Origin of the sequence: Nocardia sp. bgisy134, from assembly GCF_965341865.1 — a bacterium.
Classification (GTDB): domain Bacteria; phylum Actinomycetota; class Actinomycetes; order Mycobacteriales; family Mycobacteriaceae; genus Nocardia.
Genome location: NZ_CBDQZP010000015.1, coordinates 141,124 through 155,936, shown reverse-complemented (window position 1 = coordinate 155,936; position 14,813 = coordinate 141,124). Strand labels below are relative to the sequence as shown.

At 67.9% G+C, this 14,813-nt stretch carries 15 protein-coding genes; 2 read left to right on the top strand and 13 right to left on the bottom strand.

The window, feature by feature from the left end:
- Nucleotides 1-72 precede the first annotated feature (72 nt).
- From ACRWNM_RS25300 to ACRWNM_RS25275, 6 genes are read right to left on the bottom strand one after another with little or no spacing between them, the layout of a single operon-like run.
- A complete protein-coding gene (locus tag ACRWNM_RS25300) occupies nt 73-1,536 on the bottom strand; it encodes an NCS1 family nucleobase:cation symporter-1 (RefSeq protein WP_431970578.1) in 1,464 nt (487 codons plus the stop codon).
- 27 nt (nt 1,537-1,563) lie between these two features.
- Complete coding sequence (locus tag ACRWNM_RS25295; protein ID WP_431970577.1) at nt 1,564-3,072, bottom strand: CoA-acylating methylmalonate-semialdehyde dehydrogenase; 1,509 nt, start codon at nt 3,070-3,072, stop codon at nt 1,564-1,566.
- The gene (locus tag ACRWNM_RS25290) at nt 3,069-4,397 is read right to left on the bottom strand and encodes an aspartate aminotransferase family protein (RefSeq protein ID WP_431970576.1); all 1,329 of its coding nucleotides are present in this window, start codon (nt 4,395-4,397) and stop codon (nt 3,069-3,071) included. The genes ACRWNM_RS25295 and ACRWNM_RS25290 overlap by 4 nt, the downstream gene beginning before the upstream one ends.
- The gene (locus ACRWNM_RS25285; protein ID WP_431970575.1) at nt 4,394-5,419 is read right to left on the bottom strand and encodes a TIGR03842 family LLM class F420-dependent oxidoreductase; all 1,026 of its coding nucleotides are present in this window, start codon (nt 5,417-5,419) and stop codon (nt 4,394-4,396) included. The genes ACRWNM_RS25290 and ACRWNM_RS25285 overlap by 4 nt, the downstream gene beginning before the upstream one ends.
- A gap of 9 nt (nt 5,420-5,428) precedes the next feature.
- Nucleotides 5,429-6,850, bottom strand: a complete 1,422-nt coding sequence (gene hydA, locus ACRWNM_RS25280; protein WP_431970574.1) for a dihydropyrimidinase — start codon at nt 6,848-6,850, stop codon at nt 5,429-5,431.
- A gap of 13 nt (nt 6,851-6,863) precedes the next feature.
- The gene (locus ACRWNM_RS25275; protein ID WP_431970573.1) at nt 6,864-7,712 is read right to left on the bottom strand and encodes a nitrilase-related carbon-nitrogen hydrolase; all 849 of its coding nucleotides are present in this window, start codon (nt 7,710-7,712) and stop codon (nt 6,864-6,866) included.
- Nucleotides 7,713-7,817: 105 nt separating this feature from the next.
- On the opposite strand from ACRWNM_RS25275, the gene ACRWNM_RS25270 reads away from it, so the two are divergent.
- Nucleotides 7,818-9,194 (top strand): PLP-dependent aminotransferase family protein, encoded by a 1,377-nt coding sequence (locus ACRWNM_RS25270; protein WP_431970572.1) that lies wholly within the window; start codon nt 7,818-7,820, stop codon nt 9,192-9,194.
- On the opposite strand, the gene ACRWNM_RS25265 is transcribed toward ACRWNM_RS25270, so the two are convergent.
- Together ACRWNM_RS25265 and ACRWNM_RS25260 are read right to left on the bottom strand one after the other, a co-directional pair.
- Nucleotides 9,146-9,553: a hypothetical protein gene (locus ACRWNM_RS25265; RefSeq protein WP_431970571.1), complete on the bottom strand. Its 408-nt coding sequence runs from the start codon at nt 9,551-9,553 to the stop codon at nt 9,146-9,148. The two genes, ACRWNM_RS25270 and ACRWNM_RS25265, sit on opposite strands and share 49 nt — an antisense overlap.
- A complete protein-coding gene (locus ACRWNM_RS25260) occupies nt 9,550-10,008 on the bottom strand; it encodes a DUF6463 family protein (protein WP_431970570.1) in 459 nt (152 codons plus the stop codon). The genes ACRWNM_RS25265 and ACRWNM_RS25260 overlap by 4 nt, the downstream gene beginning before the upstream one ends.
- Before the next feature lie 81 nt (nt 10,009-10,089).
- Between ACRWNM_RS25260 and ACRWNM_RS25255 the strand changes: the two genes are divergently transcribed.
- Nucleotides 10,090-10,656, top strand: coding sequence for a TetR/AcrR family transcriptional regulator (locus ACRWNM_RS25255; RefSeq protein WP_431970569.1), 567 nt, complete (start codon nt 10,090-10,092; stop codon nt 10,654-10,656).
- Nucleotides 10,657-10,764: 108 nt separating this feature from the next.
- Here ACRWNM_RS25255 and ACRWNM_RS25250 read toward each other — a convergent pair whose 3' ends face one another.
- From ACRWNM_RS25250 to ACRWNM_RS25230, 5 genes are all read right to left on the bottom strand, one after another.
- Nucleotides 10,765-11,409 (bottom strand): hypothetical protein, encoded by a 645-nt coding sequence (locus ACRWNM_RS25250; protein ID WP_431970568.1) that lies wholly within the window; start codon nt 11,407-11,409, stop codon nt 10,765-10,767.
- Nucleotides 11,410-11,462: 53 nt separating this feature from the next.
- Complete coding sequence (locus tag ACRWNM_RS25245) at nt 11,463-12,074, bottom strand: isochorismatase family protein (RefSeq protein ID WP_431970567.1); 612 nt, start codon at nt 12,072-12,074, stop codon at nt 11,463-11,465.
- A 56-nt stretch (nt 12,075-12,130) separates the two neighbouring features.
- The gene (locus ACRWNM_RS25240; protein ID WP_431970566.1) at nt 12,131-13,114 is read right to left on the bottom strand and encodes a GlxA family transcriptional regulator; all 984 of its coding nucleotides are present in this window, start codon (nt 13,112-13,114) and stop codon (nt 12,131-12,133) included.
- 118 nt (nt 13,115-13,232) lie between these two features.
- Nucleotides 13,233-14,267: an LLM class flavin-dependent oxidoreductase gene (locus tag ACRWNM_RS25235; RefSeq protein ID WP_431970565.1), complete on the bottom strand. Its 1,035-nt coding sequence runs from the start codon at nt 14,265-14,267 to the stop codon at nt 13,233-13,235.
- Nucleotides 14,267-14,782 carry an SRPBCC family protein gene (locus ACRWNM_RS25230; protein ID WP_431970564.1) on the bottom strand — a complete coding sequence of 172 codons (516 nt, stop codon included), beginning with the start codon at nt 14,780-14,782 and terminating at the stop codon, nt 14,267-14,269. Before ACRWNM_RS25230 ends, ACRWNM_RS25235 begins: the two co-directional genes overlap by 1 nt.
- Nucleotides 14,783-14,813 lie beyond the last annotated feature (31 nt).

The following is a 14,813-nucleotide window of genomic DNA, read 5'->3' as shown; positions in this document are numbered from 1 at the left end:
CCGAGGCCTGCCAGGCCCTCGACCGGCTATCCGACACCGTCGCCGCCGTCGGACAACCGGTCGCGGGTCGGATCAGGAAGCGCTCGCACTCCTCGATCCGGACGGCCGGACGACTTCGAACGCGTACATGAGCAGCGCTCCCAGCGCCGCGCCGACCGGCCAGGACAGCGCCGTCACCTCCTGGGAATCGGGAGCGAGCGCGACGATCACCGCGATCGTACCCGAAAGTGCAAGCGCCGCAAGCGCTTTCGGGTTGAACCCGCGAGAGAAGTAGTAGCGCCCCTCCGCGGTGTCGTCGTACAGCTCGGCGACCGCGGTGCGCTGTCGCCGCAGCAGGTAGTAGTCGACGATCAGGATGCCGAACACCGGACCCATCAGCGCGCCGACACCGCCGAGGAAGTAGATGATGAAATCCTGGTTCTCCCAGAGCTTCCACGGCATCACCAGGATGGACAGGACGGCGGTGATGATGCCGCCGGTGCGGAACGAGATGAATCTCGGTGCGGCATTGGAGATGTCGTAGGACGGGGACACGAAGTTGAGGACCACGTTGATGCCCACGGTCGCCGTCGCGAACAACACCGCGGCGACGACCACCACCACATCGCTGTCGATATCGGCGACCAGCTGCACGGGGTCGCTCAGCACCTTCCCGTACACCTTCAGCGTGGCCAGCGAGATGACGATCGACAGGACCACGAACGCCGTCTCGTTGAACGGGATGCCCCACGCGTTGCCGCGCAGCACCGCCCGCTTGCTGGGGGAGAAGCGCGCGAAGTCGGCGTAGTTGACGAGCGGACCGGCCATGAACGACACCATCAGGAAGGCGACGCCGACGAACGCGGCGACGGTCGCGCCGCCCGACAGCGGCGCACCGGCTCGCGCGTTGAAGTCGATGCTCCACTCGGCCTTGCCCAGAATCCAGATCGCCAGCGCGATCATGCCGAGCCAGACCGCGGGGCCCGCGAAGTCCGAGGCCTTGCGCACGACTTCCATGCCGTAGTTGATGATCGCCAACTGCACGGTCCACAGCACGAGGAACGCGATCCAGCCCAAGGTCGACAAGCCGAGGAAACTGGATTCGGTCCACGACGCCAAACCCGGCGACACACGCAGCAGCAACACCATCAGCGCGGTGGAAGCCAGGTAGGTCTGGATCCCGTACCAGAACACCGCGACGATGGCCCGCAGCAGCGCGGGGATATTGGCGCCGAAGACGCCGAAGGCGGCGCGAGCGAAGACCGGGAACGGCACCCCGACCTTCTGGCCCGCGACGCCGACGAGATTGCTGCCGAGCCAGAGCACGAGCACGCCGGTGAACAGGGCGAGCATCGTCTGCCACCCGGTCATGCCGAGCGCGAGCATGCCGACCGCGAAGCCGTAGCTGGCGATGCTGTGCGCCGAGGTCATCCAGAGACAGAAGATGTCCCAGGTACGCCAGGTCGCGGTCTCCTTGGTCGTTGGCGCCAAGTCGTCGTTGACCAGCGAGGAACTGCTCGGCGCGCCGTCCAGCGGCCGTACCCGAGTTTCGGTCATCGGATGTCCTTCGTGCATCGGTGAGTGCTAACTGTTGCGCGGAAAACCGAGGTCTATGCCGCCGTGGCTGGGGTCGAGCCAGCGCGAGGTGATCGCCTTCTCCCGGGTGAAGAACGCGAAACCGTTGGGTCCGTAGGCTTTCGCGTCGCCGAACAGCGACGCTTTCCAGCCGCCGAAGCTGTGGTAGGCCACCGGTACCGGGATCGGCACGTTCACGCCGATCATGCCGACGTGCACCTGCCGCTGGAAACGCCGCGCCGCGCCGCCGTCGTTGGTGAAGATGGCGACGCCGTTGCCGTAGGGGGAGGCGTTGACGAGGTCGACGGCATGCTCGAAGCCCTCGACCCGCACCACCGAGAGCACGGGCCCGAAGATCTCGTCGCGATAGACCGCCGAGGTGACCGGCACCCGATCGATCAGGGAGGGGCCGAGCCAGAACCCGTTGGGGTCGCCGTCGACGGCGGTGTCGCGGCCGTCGACCACGAGACGGGCCCGATCGGCGACGGCGGTGTCGAGGTACCCGGCCACGCGGTCCCGGTGTTCCCGGGTGATCAGCGGTCCCATGTCGCAGCCGCGGCGGCCGTCCCCGGTGCGCAGCCCGGTCATCCGCGCGGCGACGCGCTCCACCAGCTCGTCGGCGATGGAGTCGACCGCGAGCACCACGCTCACCGCCATGCAGCGTTCACCGGCCGAGCCGAAGCCGGCGTTGACGGCGGCGTCCGCGGCCAGGTCCAGATCGGCGTCCGGCAGGACGAGCATGTGGTTCTTGGCGCCGCCGAGCGCCTGCACCCGTTTGCCGTGCGCGGTGGCGGTCCGATACACGTAGTCGGCGATCGGCGTGGAGCCGACGAAGGAGATCGCCGCGACCTGCGGGTGCGTCAGCAGCGCGTCCACCGCCTCCTTGTCGCCGTGCACGACATTGAGCACACCCGCGGGCAGTCCGGCGTCGGCCGCGAGCCCGGCCAGCCAGTTCGCCGCCGACGGATCCTTCTCGCTCGGTTTGAGCACCACCGTGTTCCCGGCGGCGATCGCGATCGGGAAGAACCACAGCGGCACCATGGCCGGGAAATTGAACGGGCTGATCACGCCGACGACGCCGACCGGTTCGCGCACCGAGTACACGTCGATCCCGGTCGAGGCGTTCTGGCTGAACTCGCCCTTGAGCAGGTGCGGCATGGACAGCGCGAACTCGACGACCTCGAGCCCGCGGGCGATCTCACCCGCCGCGTCGGCGAGCACCTTGCCGTGCTCGGCGGTGAGGATGCTCGCCAGCTCGTCCTTGCGGGCGTTGAGCAGCTCGCGGAAGTTCAGCAGGAACCGGTGGCGGGTGGCGACGGAGGAATCGGCCCAGCCGGGCAGCGCCGCCGCCGCGGCGGCGACGGCCACGCCGACGTCCTCGCCGGTGGCCATCCGGACGCTGCGCTGCGCGACGCCCAGTGCGGGATCGAAAACCGGTGCGGTGCGGGTGGATTCGCCCGTCCACGGCTTGCCGTCGACCCAGTGGTCGACGATGTCGATGGTCTCGGGATGCGTCATCGGATCTCCTCGGCGGGCAGGGCGGTCAATACGTCACGCAGGATGGCGGTCGCCTCCGCGACCTCGGCCTCGGTGACCACGCACGGCGGCGTCACGTGAATGCGGTTGTCGGCCAGGAACGGAAGCAGCCCGCGGGCGACGAGCTCGGTCTTGACCCGAGCCATGGTCGCGGCCGACACGGGTTCCCGGGTGGCGCGATCGGCGACCAGCTCCAGTGCCCAGAACACGCCCTCGCCGCGCACGTCGCCGATCACCGGGCACTCCTCGGCCACACGCGTGAGCGCCGGTCCGAGCACGGTGCGGCCGATACGTTCGGCATTGGCCACGATGCCCTCGTCGGCCATCACATCGAGGGCGGCGACGATCGACGCCGCGGCCAGCGGATGCCCGCTGTAGGTGAGGCCGCCGGGGAAGACGGTGTGGTCGAAGGTGTGGGCGATCTGCTCGGAGATGACGACGCCGCCCACGGGAACGTATCCGGAGTTGACGCCCTTGGCGAAGGTGATCAGGTCGGGCGTCACGTCGTAGCCGTCGAACGCGAACCACCGTCCGGTACGGCCGAATCCGCACATCACCTCGTCGAGGATCAGCACGATCCCGTATCGGTCGGCGATGGCGCGGACACCGGCGAGATAGCCGGGCGGTGGCACCAGGATGCCCGCGGTGCCGGGCACCGTCTCCAGCAGGACCGCGGCGATACTGGACGGCCCCTCGCACTGCACGACCCGCTCGAGGTGCCGCAGCGCGCGCTCGCTCTCCTCCTCGGCGGTGCTCGCCCAGAACTCGCTGCGATACAGGTAGGGACCGAAGAAATGGACGTGGCCGCGGGCGTACTCGTTCGGTATCCGCCGCCAGTCGCCGGTCGCGACCACCGCCGCGCCCGTGTTCCCGTGGTAGGAGCGGTAGGTCGAGAGCACCTTGTCGCGGCCGGTGTGCAGCCGCGCCATCCGGATGGCGTTCTCGTTGGCGTCCGCGCCGCCGTTGGTGAAGAACACCTTCTCGAGCCCGTCCGGCGCGAGCGCGGCGATCCGCTGCGCCGCCTCGCCGCGTTGCAGATTCGCGGCGGCCGGGCCGATGGTGGCCAGGCGCGCGGCCTGATCGGCGATCGCGGCCGTGACCACCGGATGCTGATGGCCGATGTTCACGTTGACCATCTGACTGGCGAAATCCAGGTATTCGCGGCCCCCGTGATCCCAGACCCGGCAGCCGCGACCGCCCGCGAGCACCACCGGATTCAGCGCGGCCTGCGCCGACCAGGAGTGGAACACGTGGTCGCGGTCGAGCTCGTAGGCGCGCGCGTCCAGATCGACGCGCACGGCGGTCATGCCGTCACCTTCGTCGCCGTGATGGATTGCCGCAGTTGCGGAATGATCGTCTCGCCGTAGACGCGCATGGTTTCCTCTTTGTTGTCGTGTTGCAGGTAGCCCGCGAACTGATCGACGCCGAGGTCGGCGAGTCGCCGGAGTTTGGCGATGTGCTCGTCGGCGGTGCCGAGCACACAGAACCGTTCGACGATGTCGTCGGAGACGAAGTCGGCGTGCACGTTTCCGGCGCGGCCGTGCAGGTTGTAGTCGTAACCCGCGCGGCCCTCGATGTATTCGGTGAGCGCTTGCGGCACGGCCCCGCTGCCGCCGTAGCGCGCGACGATGTCGGCGACGTGGTTGCCGACCATCCCGCCGAACCAGCGGCACTGATCGCGCATGTGCTTGCGATCGGTGCCGATGTACATCGGCGCCGCCACGCATATCGTGATCGAATCCGGGTCGCGGCCCGCCGCCACCGCCGCCTCGCGCACCGTGGCGATCATCCATTCGGCGATGTCGAGGTCGGCCAGTTGCAGGATGTAGCCGTCGGCCACCTCGCCGGTCAACGCCAGCGCCTTCGGTCCGTAGGCGGCCACCCAGACGTCCAGCGTCGAGCCGACGCTCCACGGGAACTGCACGGTGCCGCCGCCGTATTCGACCGGCCGCGAATTGGCCAGCTCCCGGATCACGTGGATCGAGTCGCGCAGCGTCTTCAGCGTGGTGGGTTTGCCGCCGCCGACGCGCACCGCGGAATCGCCGCGCCCGATCCCGCAGATGGTGCGATTGCCGTAGGCCTCGTTGAGCGTGGCGAACAGCGACGCGGTGACGGTCCAGTCCCTGGTCGCCGGATTGGTCACCATGGGCCCGACCGTGATTCGCTTCGTCTCGTGCAGAATCTGGCTGTACAGCACGTACGGCTCCTGCCAGAGCAGATGCGAATCGAAGGTCCACAGGTGGCTGAACCCGTGCGCCTCGGCCAGTTTCGCCAATTGGACGGTGCGCGCCGCCGGGGGATCGCACTGTAGTACCGCTCCGAATTGCATGGCGTCTCCTCAGATCAAGTACTGACACGGGTCGCGGCGCACGAACTGCCCGTCGCCTTTGCGGCCGCGGTACTCACCGTCCGCGACCACGACCTTGCCGCGGGAGAGCACGGTGTCGACGTGGCCGTCGATCTCGTAGCCCTCCCAGGCCGAGTGGTCCATGTTCATGTGATGGGTCTTGCCGAGACCGATGGAGGTGTGGCCGTTGGGGTCGTACACCACGATGTCGGCGTCCGCGCCGGGAGCGAGCACGCCCTTGCGTCCGTAGAGGCCGAACATGCGGGCCGGGGTGGTCGAGGTGATCTCCACCCAGCGCTCCAGGGTGATCCGGCCGTCCACGACGCCCTGGTACATGAGGTCCATCCGGTGCTCGATGGTGCCGATTCCATTGGGGATCTTGGAGAAATCGCCGATCCCCATGTCCTTCTGTCCCTTCATGCAGAAGGGACAGTGGTCGGTGGACACCATCTGGAGGTCGTTGGTGCGCAACGCCTGCCACACCTGGTCCTGATGTTCTTCCTGCCGGGAGCGCAGCGGTGTGGAGCACACCCACTTCGCGCCCTCGAAACCCGCTGCGCCGAGGTTGTCCTCCAGGGAGAGATACAGGTACTGCGGGCAGGTCTCGCCGAAGACGTTGCGGCCCCGGTCCCGCGCCGCGGCCAGCTGGGCGACGGCCTGCTTCGCCGACACGTGCACCACGTACAGCGGCGCACCGGTCAGATCGGCCAGCATGATCGCCCGATGGGTCGCCTCCTCCTCGAGCTGCCAGGCGCGTGCGATGCCGTGGTAGTACGGATCGGTCTTGCCCTCGGCCAGCAGCTGCGCGACGAGAACGTCGATGGCGGGGCCGTTCTCGGCGTGCATCATGGTGAGCAGCCCGGTGTTCGCGCCGATCTGCATGGCGCGCAGGATCTGCGCGTCGTCGCTGTAGAAGACGCCGGGATAGGCCATGAAGAGCTTGTAACTGGTGATGCCCTCGTCCGGCAGTCCGCGCAGCGCGGCCAGCGACGCGTCGTTCACGTCGCCGACGATCTGGTGGAACGAGTAGTCGATGGCGCACTGGCCCGACGCCATCTTGTGCCAGGTTTGCAGGGAATCCTGCACGCGCTCACCGAACTTCTGCACCGCGAAGTCGATGATCATGGTGGTGCCGCCCCATGCGGCGGCCCTCGTCCCGGTCTCGAAATCGTCGGACGCCGTCGTTCCGCCGAACGGCATCGACATGTGCGTGTGCGCGTCGATGCCGCCGGGGATGACGTACTTGCCGGACGCGTCGATGACGGTGTCCACGGTCTCGGCCAGATTCGCGCCCAGCGCGGTCGTGCCCGGATGCAGCAGTGCGACAATGCGTTCACCGTCGACGAGGATGTCGGCGGGGCCGCGGCCGGTCGCCGAGACGACCGTTCCTCCGGTGATCAGTGTGGTGGCCACGTTTCCTCCCGGTTCAGGGCGCCACGATGGCGTCGTAGGAATCCGGCCTGCGGTCGCGATAGAACTGCCAATCGCTGCGGACCTCGCGCACCAGATCCAGATCGAGGTCACGGATCAGCAGTTCGTCGGTGTCGGCGGAAGCGCGCTCGCCGACGTAGCAGCCGCGCGGATCGACGAAATACGAACTGCCGTAGAAGGTCACGGCATCGTCGCCGAACTCCTCCGTCTCCGTACCGATGCGGTTGTTCGCGCCGATGAAGTACTGGTTGGCGGCCGCTGCGGCGGGCTGCTCCAGCTCCCAAAGCCGCTCGGACAAGCCGGGTTTGGTCGCCGACGGGTTGAAGATGAGCTCGGCCCCTGCCAATCCGTAGGCGCGCCAGCCCTCCGGGAAGTGGCGGTCGTAGCAGATGTAGACACCGACCTTGCCCACGGCGGTGTCGAACACGGGATAGCCCAGGTTGCCCGGCCGGAAATAGAACTTCTCCCAGAAGCCGGACAGCTGTGGAATGTGGTGCTTGCGGTATTTACCGAGATAGCTGCCGTCGGCGTCGATCACCGCCGCGGTGTTGTAGAGCACGCCGGGCTGGTCTTCCTCGTACACCGGGAGCACGATCACCATCCGGTGCTCCTTGGCCAGCTCGGCGAACCGTTCGGTCGTCGGCCCCGGGACGGATTCGGCGTACTCGTAATACTTCCTGTCCTGCACGTTGCCGAAATACGGTCCGTAGAACAGTTCCTGGAAGCAGATGACCTGCACGCCCGCGGCGGCGGCCTGCTCGACGAATCCCTCGTGCTTGGCCAGCATCGACTTCTTGTCACCGGTCCACGTCGCCTGGGTGATGGCGGCCCTGATTGTCGTCACCTGTCGATCTCCCTACCGAAGTTGGTTATGTTATCTTCGAAGGTAAACATTTCCTGAATATTTCAGTCGGTGCCGAAAGTGTAAATCTCGCGAGGTGTTCGAGGCATGGAAATGAACGACCGGATCCAGATCGATGACCCGACTCCCGCGGGCATCGCGGGCGCCATCGCCCGCCTCATCACCAGCGGCGAGCTGCGCGCCGGGGACCGGCTGCCCACGGTGCGGGAGCTCTCGCGCCGCCTCGGGGTCAGCCCCGCGACCGTGAGCCACGGCTGGCGGGCGTTGGCGCAGGCCGGGCTGGTGGTGTCACGCGGGCGCAGCGGGACCTTCGTCGCCGAGAGCGGAGCCAGGCCCGCGTCGTCGCGGACCGACAGCATGACCCGCGGTGCGACCGATGCCCGGCTCGACCTCTCGCTCGGCACCCCCGACCCGGCGCTGCTGCCCGAGATCGGGTCGATCCTGTCCCGGCTCGCCCTCGATGCCGAGACCACCGATTACCACCAGGCGCCGGTGGTGCCCGAACTCGGGCGGCTGCTGCAAGCGGACTGGCCGACCCGGTCGGGCGCACTGACCGTCGTCGACGGCGCGATGGACGCCATCGTCCGCAGCCTGCAGGCCGTCGTCCGCTTCGGCGACCGGGTGATCGTCGAGGACCCCACCTTCCCGTACATCCTCGACTACCTGGAATCCATTGGCGCGCAGATAATTCCGGTGCGCATGGACGAAGAGGGCGTGCTGCCGGACGATTTCGCGCGTGCGATCGCCACCGGGGCGAGCGCGGCGGTCCTGCAACCGCGCGCGCAGAACCCCACCGGGGCGTCGATGAGTGTCGAGCGCGCCGAGGAGTTGGTCGCGATCCTGCGGCACAGCGAGCGCCGGTGCATGGTCATCGAGGACGATCACTCCGGCGCGGTCGTCCCCGTCGAGGACATCAGCCTCGGCCGATGGCTGCCCGACCGGGTGCTGCACGTGCGCAGCTACTCCAAATCGCACGGCCCCGACCTGCGGATCGCGGCACTGTCCGGCCCGGAGGAGATCATCGACCGCATCGTGGCCACCCGCGTCCTCGGTCCCGGCTGGACGCCGCGCATCCTGCAGCGCCTGCTGCACGAGATGCTGCGCGACGAAACCGTCACCCGCACCGTCGAACACGCCCGTGCGCAGTACCAGATCCGCCGCCGCGCCCTCGCCGACGCGCTGCGCCGCCACGGTCTGCACCTCGCCGAGGGCCAGGGCCTCAACGCCTGGCTGCCCGTCGCCGACGAGCGCACCGCGCTGATCCACTTGGCCGCCAATGGAATCCGGGTCGCCCCCGGCGGCCCGTTCTTCGTGGCCGACCGCGGTCATCCCGAAGCGGTGCGCGTGACCGTCGCCCCCCTCGCGGACGGCATCGATGAGGTCGCCGCCGTCCTCGCCTTGGCCGCGCGGCCCCGTCAATCGGAATACTTCTCCCTGGACCAGGAATCGTGGGATGGTCGGTGAAGGGGAGCGGCCCGTCTCCGATCACTACCCGAAATCGTCGTCGAATCCCGCCGAATCGGCTCCCGCCCACCAGGATTCGAGTGGGTCGTCTTCGTAAATTCCGGCGGCGGCCGATAGCCGTCGGGGAGATCGAAGGCGATCGCGTCGGTGCGCAGTGCGATGGCGCGGACGGCGCGGGTGGCGCGCATCCGCCGCGGATCCTCGGTGCCCGCGACGCCGAGCAGAACGTCGACTCCCGGTGCGTGCCACAGCGCGATCAGCTCGATGTCACCCGCGTCCTCCGCGGCGAGGGCCACTTCATGGACGACCTCGGCCAGGGGTGTGCCGCGCAGCGGTTCGGCGTCAGGCCCGCCTCTCATCCTCCGGCGACGACGCTACCGGCCGCATCTCGGTCTGCTTGGGCCCGAACGCCTTTCCGCGCGGCTAAGACGACAAGTACGCCTGCGACGGCCCCGGCGAAGTACGGGGACGGTACGAGCAGGACGCCGCTGAACACGCAATAGGCCGCGAGGCCCCAGCCGATTCCGGCGGGCACGGCGATCCCGCGCTCGGCGAGATGCCATGTCAGGCAACCCAAAAGGATGAACGGTACGGCGAAACTGCCCGGACCGGCCCAGAAGGTGACCTCGTTCTGCAGCGACTCCACCGTCGGGCCGTCGCTCGTGACGGCGAGGGGGACCGCTCCCCATATCCCGCGATCCACCCAGCCTGCGATGTCGTCCCCAGCGAACAGCGCGAGCAAGGCGAGGTGCCCTGTTCCGAGGACGACCATGATTCCGGCGGCCCAGCGCAGCAATCGCTTGGGGGAGTTCATGAGTTGTGGCACGGTTCGCCTCTCGTTTATACGGTACCGTACAGATCGTTTGTACGGTACCGTATAAACGAGAGGCGAACAATGGAGGTGACCGGAATTCCCGCAGTGGCCCGAACGACACGAGCCCGCTGGATAGCGGCGGGTCTCGACGCCCTCGCCGAAGGAGGGCCCGACGCGGTCCGGGTCGAGACGCTCGCCGCCGCACTCGGCGTGACGAAGGGCGGGTTCTACGGGCACTTCGACGGGCGTGCCGCGTTCCTCGCCGAGATGCTCGACGAGTGGGAAAGTCGCTGCACCACGGAGGTCATCGCCCAGGCGAACGCCGAAGGCGGCGAGGCCGCTGACCGGATCCGGCGCGTCGGCCGGATGACGTTCTCGGAGGACCTGCATCGTATCGATCTGGCGATTCGTGCGTGGGCCAACCACGACGAGGCCGTCGCGGCGCGCCTGCGGCGCATCGACAACGAGCGAATGGCGTTCCTGCGCAAGATGTTCGGCGCCTTCCTCACGGATCCCGACGAGATCGAGGCGCGCTGCATGCTGACGTTCGCGCTCGCCATCGGCCGCCACTTCATCGTCGCCGACCACCCCGGCTACACCAAACTCGAAGCCATCCAGCTCGCCGGAGAACATCTCTTGCGCCCGTGACGGCGTAGCCGACTTGCGTATCCGTTGCGACGAGGGCTGGGCTTGCGCTGCGTCGAGCCCAGCCCTCGCTCGAGCATGTCCGAGCCGACGGCCTCCAAGGATGTGGATTCAGAACGGAAACTCGGCGTAAGCCTCTCCCGCGAACCGGTGGACGGCGTGCGTGCGCATCCGCGAACCATAGATCGCGTGCTCGAAAAGCGCCGTGTAGGTGGGGAATTCCATACGGACCAGACCCGCGGTGTGCGCCAGGTACACATCGAAGCCGGGGTACATCAGACCGGCGAACGGCAGGTCGTCCACATCGAGGGCGATCACCGGGTATTCGCCCTCGGCGTCCGGCTCGCCGACGGCGAGCACCCGCCGCGAGTCCGAACCGCCGGGGAGCAGGAAGCATTCGCCGAAACGCTCGGCCAGCGGGGTGAAGAACTCCGCCCACGGCCCGCCCAGTTCGTCGTCCACGAGCTGGTCGAGCGGTCGGGGCGCGAACGCACCGTCCTGGCCGAACCAACCGTAGCGCTCCAGCAGGCTCACATCGAACGCCAACCACGCCCGCAGGCTGGGCGGCAGCGGTCGTCCCGACGGAAAAACCATGTCCGCCAGTACATCCGCCGCCATCGGCCGCGGGCTGCCCTCCACCCATGGGACGTGCTGGTATTCCAGTGCGGACGCTTCGGGCGCCCGCCGCACCGCCTCGATCACGCGCTCCGTCAAGGCCACTCCGTGTGCGGAGCTCGCGCCCCGGTCGATCACCATGCCGCGCAAAGTAACAGCCCCGACCGACACCGACGCGTGTGTATGGCCCCGGGCTAGTGCAGGATGTCGTCCACGGTCGGGGCGACGACGCCGAACAGGTCGGCGATGGTGGTGAGGGCGGCGCTCTGCAGTGCGGCGGAGGGCACGGTGTCTCCCAAGGGGCTGGGCAGTGGTCGGGTGGCGGTGGCTTCGGCGACGACGGTGGGGCGGTAGCCGAGATTGAACGCGCCCTGGGCGGTGTAGCTCACGCACATGTGGGTCATGAATCCGGCGAGCACCAATTCCTGCCCCGCACCCAGCTCCTTCAGGGTCTGCTCGAGATCGGTGGCGTGGAACGCATTCGGGAATTGCTTGACCACCACCGGTTCTCCCGTCCGCGGGGCGACGGGATCGCTGATCGCACCGATATCGGCGCGAATATCGTAGGGGGTGTCCGGCCCGCCGTCGTTGACGATGTGCACCACCGGTCGCCGCAATTCTCTTGCGGCCGTGAGCAATCGGGCACCGGCGGCCAGCGCCTCCTCGGGCCCGTCCACCGCCATGACACCGCGGAGGTACGTGTTCTGGAAATCGATCATGATCACCGTGGCATCTGCCAATCGCGGTAGCCGATCATCGAGACCGATCACGTCGCGCAGGGTGCTGGAGACGGCATTCATCGACATGTGTCGCTACTTTCTGTGTGGGAGAGGGAAATACGTGCGGGATCACCGCTCGACATTCAGGTAGTGATGCGGAATCGCTTCCGGTAGTCGCCGGGTGTGGCGGAGAGTTGCCTGCGGAAGGCGCGGTGCAAGGTCTCGACCGATCCGAGCCCGACCGTCGCGGCGATCCGTTCGACGGGCTGGTCGGTGGTTTCGAGCAGGCGGCGCGCCGCCTCGACCCGGCACGCCTCGACATAGACCGCGGCGCTGGCGCCGGTCTCCTGCTGGAAGACCCGCGTGAAATGGCGTTCGCTCAGGCACATCCTGGCCGCGAGCGCTGCGGCGGACAGATCGCCGTCCAGATTCTCGGTGATGAAGAGCCGCAGGTCATCGATGTCGCGGCGGGCGGTCGCGGGACGGCTCAGCGGCACGCTGAATTGGCTCTGCCCGCCTTGCCGTTTGAGATACACCACCAACTGCCGTGCCACCTGCAACGCCAAGTCCTCGCCGTGATCCTCGGCCACCAGAGCCAGGGAGAGGTCCAGGCAGGCGCTGATCCCCGCGCCGGTCCAGATCCGGCCCGAGCGGATGAAGATCGGGTCGGGGTCCACGACGATGTGGGGGTGTTCGGCCGCGAGCTGGTCGGCCGTCGACCAGTGTGTGGTGGCCGTTCTCCCGTCCAGCAGACCCGCGGCGGCGAGCAGATGCGCGCCCACGCACACCGAGGCTATTCGCCTCGCATGTGGCGCAACGGACTCGATCCACGCCACGACCTCGCGATCGATCCGCGCGACCGGCCCGCTGGGCGGAGTGTCGACCGCGCCGGGGACGATCAACGTGTCGATCGTCGGCTCCACCTCGTCGAAGCCGAGGTCGGTGACGACGCGCACCCCGGCGGAGGTGCGCACTTCACCGCGGACCGGGCTCGCCAGCCGCACGTCGTAGCGCACTCGCCCGCCACCCTCGCGGTTGGCCAGCGCGAACACTTCGGCGGGCCCGGTGACATCGAGCAGGTCGACATCGGGGAAGGTCGCGATGACCACGCGGTGGCTCGAAATCATGAGTCCATCGTCGAGGCGCGCGCCGATGGCCGCAACGACGGATCTCTGTCAGATCCGGCCACCGGATCCCACGCCCGAGCTCAGCGGCGCACCGTCGTCTCCCGCTCCACGCGCGGACTCAGTTCAGGTCGCGGATGATGTCGAGTGCACGGCCCAGGGTTGTCACCCGGGCATCGATGGTGTCACCCGCCGGATAGAGGCGAATCGTGTCGACACCCGCGTCGCGCCAGACGCGCAGCCGGGCGCGGACCATCGCCTCGGTGCCGATCAACGTGGTCGCCAGAACCATCTCGTCGGTGACGAGCGCCGCGGCTGCTTGCCGGTCTCCTGCCTGCCAGCGCTGACGTACCGCTTCGGCGACGTCGGCCCACCCTTGACGGCTGTAGGCGTTGTTGTAGAAGTTGGTGGCGCCCGATCCCATTCCGCCGAGGCTGAAGGCCAGTTCCTTCTTGCGGGCCGCGAGCATCGTCCGCAGGGTGTCCTCGTCGTCGGCGAAGGCCACCTCCGCGCCTTGGCAGATGTCGAGCTCGTCGCGTGACCGGCCCGCGGCGGCCAGCCCGGTGTCGAGGCGATCGAGATACGCGGCGGCGCGTTCGGGAATGAAACTCGTGCCGAGCCAGCCGTCGGCCATCCGTCCGGTCAGTTCGAGCATGCGGGGCGACAGGGTCGCGAGGTAGATCGGGATGTCGGTGTTCGCAGGCAGCGACAATCGCATCGGCCTGCCTTCGCCGCCTGCCATCGGGATCCCATGCCTGTGACCGGAGTAGCTGATCTTTTCTCCGGCGAATGCCTGGCGGATGATCTCCACGGTCTCGCGCATACGGACGAGCGGCTCGGCGAACGAAACGCCGTGCAGCCCTTCGATGACCTGCGGTCCCGAGGCGCCGAGGCCGAGCAGGAACCGTCCCTGCGACAAGTCCGCCAAGGTCAATGCCGATTGGGCGATCGCCACGGGTGTGCGGGTCCCGATCTGGATGACGCCGGAGCCCAGCAACATTCGGTCGGTTCGGGCGGCGAGGTAGCCCAAGGCGGTCGGGGCGTCCGAGCCCCACGCCTCGGCGACCCAGCAGATATCGAGACCGAGTTTCTCTGCCTCCAGGGCGAATTCGAGTGCTCCCGGGTAGGAGGCTTCGATGGTGGTGGCGGTGCGCATCAGTGCTCCTCACCCTCGAGGAATGTCTTGATCGCCGCGAGGGTGTGCTCGATGGCTCGTTCGAGCTCGCGCATCCGGACGAAGACGATCTTCTGTTCCTTCTCCGGCATGGCGGCGATGGCGAAGCTCAGGCCGGACGGCCCCGGCCCCATCCGAACCCATTGACGCAAGCGGGTGCCGTCGTTGTCCGCCTCGAGGGTGAACCGCCAAGTCGCACCGGGATTTTCGACGCTTCCGACGACCCAGGAGAAGGTCCGGGACGCGTCGAATTCGACGATGTAGGACGTGGTCGACCACTCGCCGAGTTTCGGATGCCGGCTCGTACCGACGAAGGCGCCGCCCAGCCGCGCGCCGTGAATGGGATCGACCCATTCGGCGGACTTCAGTTCGTCGCTGAACAGCGGCATCAGTTCGATATCGGTGACAACGCTCCAGACCTTCGCGAGGGGCGCATCGATGTGGATGACGCTCTCGGCGGTCGGGGTGTCGGCATAGATCGCGCCGGTCCACTCCATCGTGTCGGTACTCCTTCGGTTCGGTGGTACG

Bases quoted from the DNA above. Each gene is read 5' to 3' on its own strand.
- ACRWNM_RS25300 (WP_431970578.1), bottom strand. From the start codon at position 1,536: ATGACCGAAACTCGGGTACGGCCGCTGGACGGCGCGCCGAGCAGTTCC.
- ACRWNM_RS25295 (WP_431970577.1), bottom strand. From the start codon at position 3,072: ATGACGCATCCCGAGACCATCGACATCGTCGACCACTGGGTCGACGGC.
- ACRWNM_RS25290 (WP_431970576.1), bottom strand. From the start codon at position 4,397: ATGACCGCCGTGCGCGTCGATCTGGACGCGCGCGCCTACGAGCTCGAC.
- ACRWNM_RS25285 (WP_431970575.1), bottom strand. From the start codon at position 5,419: ATGCAATTCGGAGCGGTACTACAGTGCGATCCCCCGGCGGCGCGCACC.
- ACRWNM_RS25270 (WP_431970572.1), top strand. From the start codon at position 7,818: ATGGAAATGAACGACCGGATCCAGATCGATGACCCGACTCCCGCGGGC.
- ACRWNM_RS25265 (WP_431970571.1), bottom strand. From the start codon at position 9,553: ATGAGAGGCGGGCCTGACGCCGAACCGCTGCGCGGCACACCCCTGGCC.
- ACRWNM_RS25260 (WP_431970570.1), bottom strand. From the start codon at position 10,008: ATGAACTCCCCCAAGCGATTGCTGCGCTGGGCCGCCGGAATCATGGTC.
- ACRWNM_RS25255 (WP_431970569.1), top strand. From the start codon at position 10,090: ATGGAGGTGACCGGAATTCCCGCAGTGGCCCGAACGACACGAGCCCGC.
- ACRWNM_RS25250 (WP_431970568.1), bottom strand. From the start codon at position 11,409: ATGGTGATCGACCGGGGCGCGAGCTCCGCACACGGAGTGGCCTTGACG.
- ACRWNM_RS25245 (WP_431970567.1), bottom strand. From the start codon at position 12,074: ATGTCGATGAATGCCGTCTCCAGCACCCTGCGCGACGTGATCGGTCTC.
- ACRWNM_RS25240 (WP_431970566.1), bottom strand. From the start codon at position 13,114: ATGATTTCGAGCCACCGCGTGGTCATCGCGACCTTCCCCGATGTCGAC.
- ACRWNM_RS25235 (WP_431970565.1), bottom strand. From the start codon at position 14,267: ATGCGCACCGCCACCACCATCGAAGCCTCCTACCCGGGAGCACTCGAA.
- ACRWNM_RS25230 (WP_431970564.1), bottom strand. From the start codon at position 14,782: ATGGAGTGGACCGGCGCGATCTATGCCGACACCCCGACCGCCGAGAGC.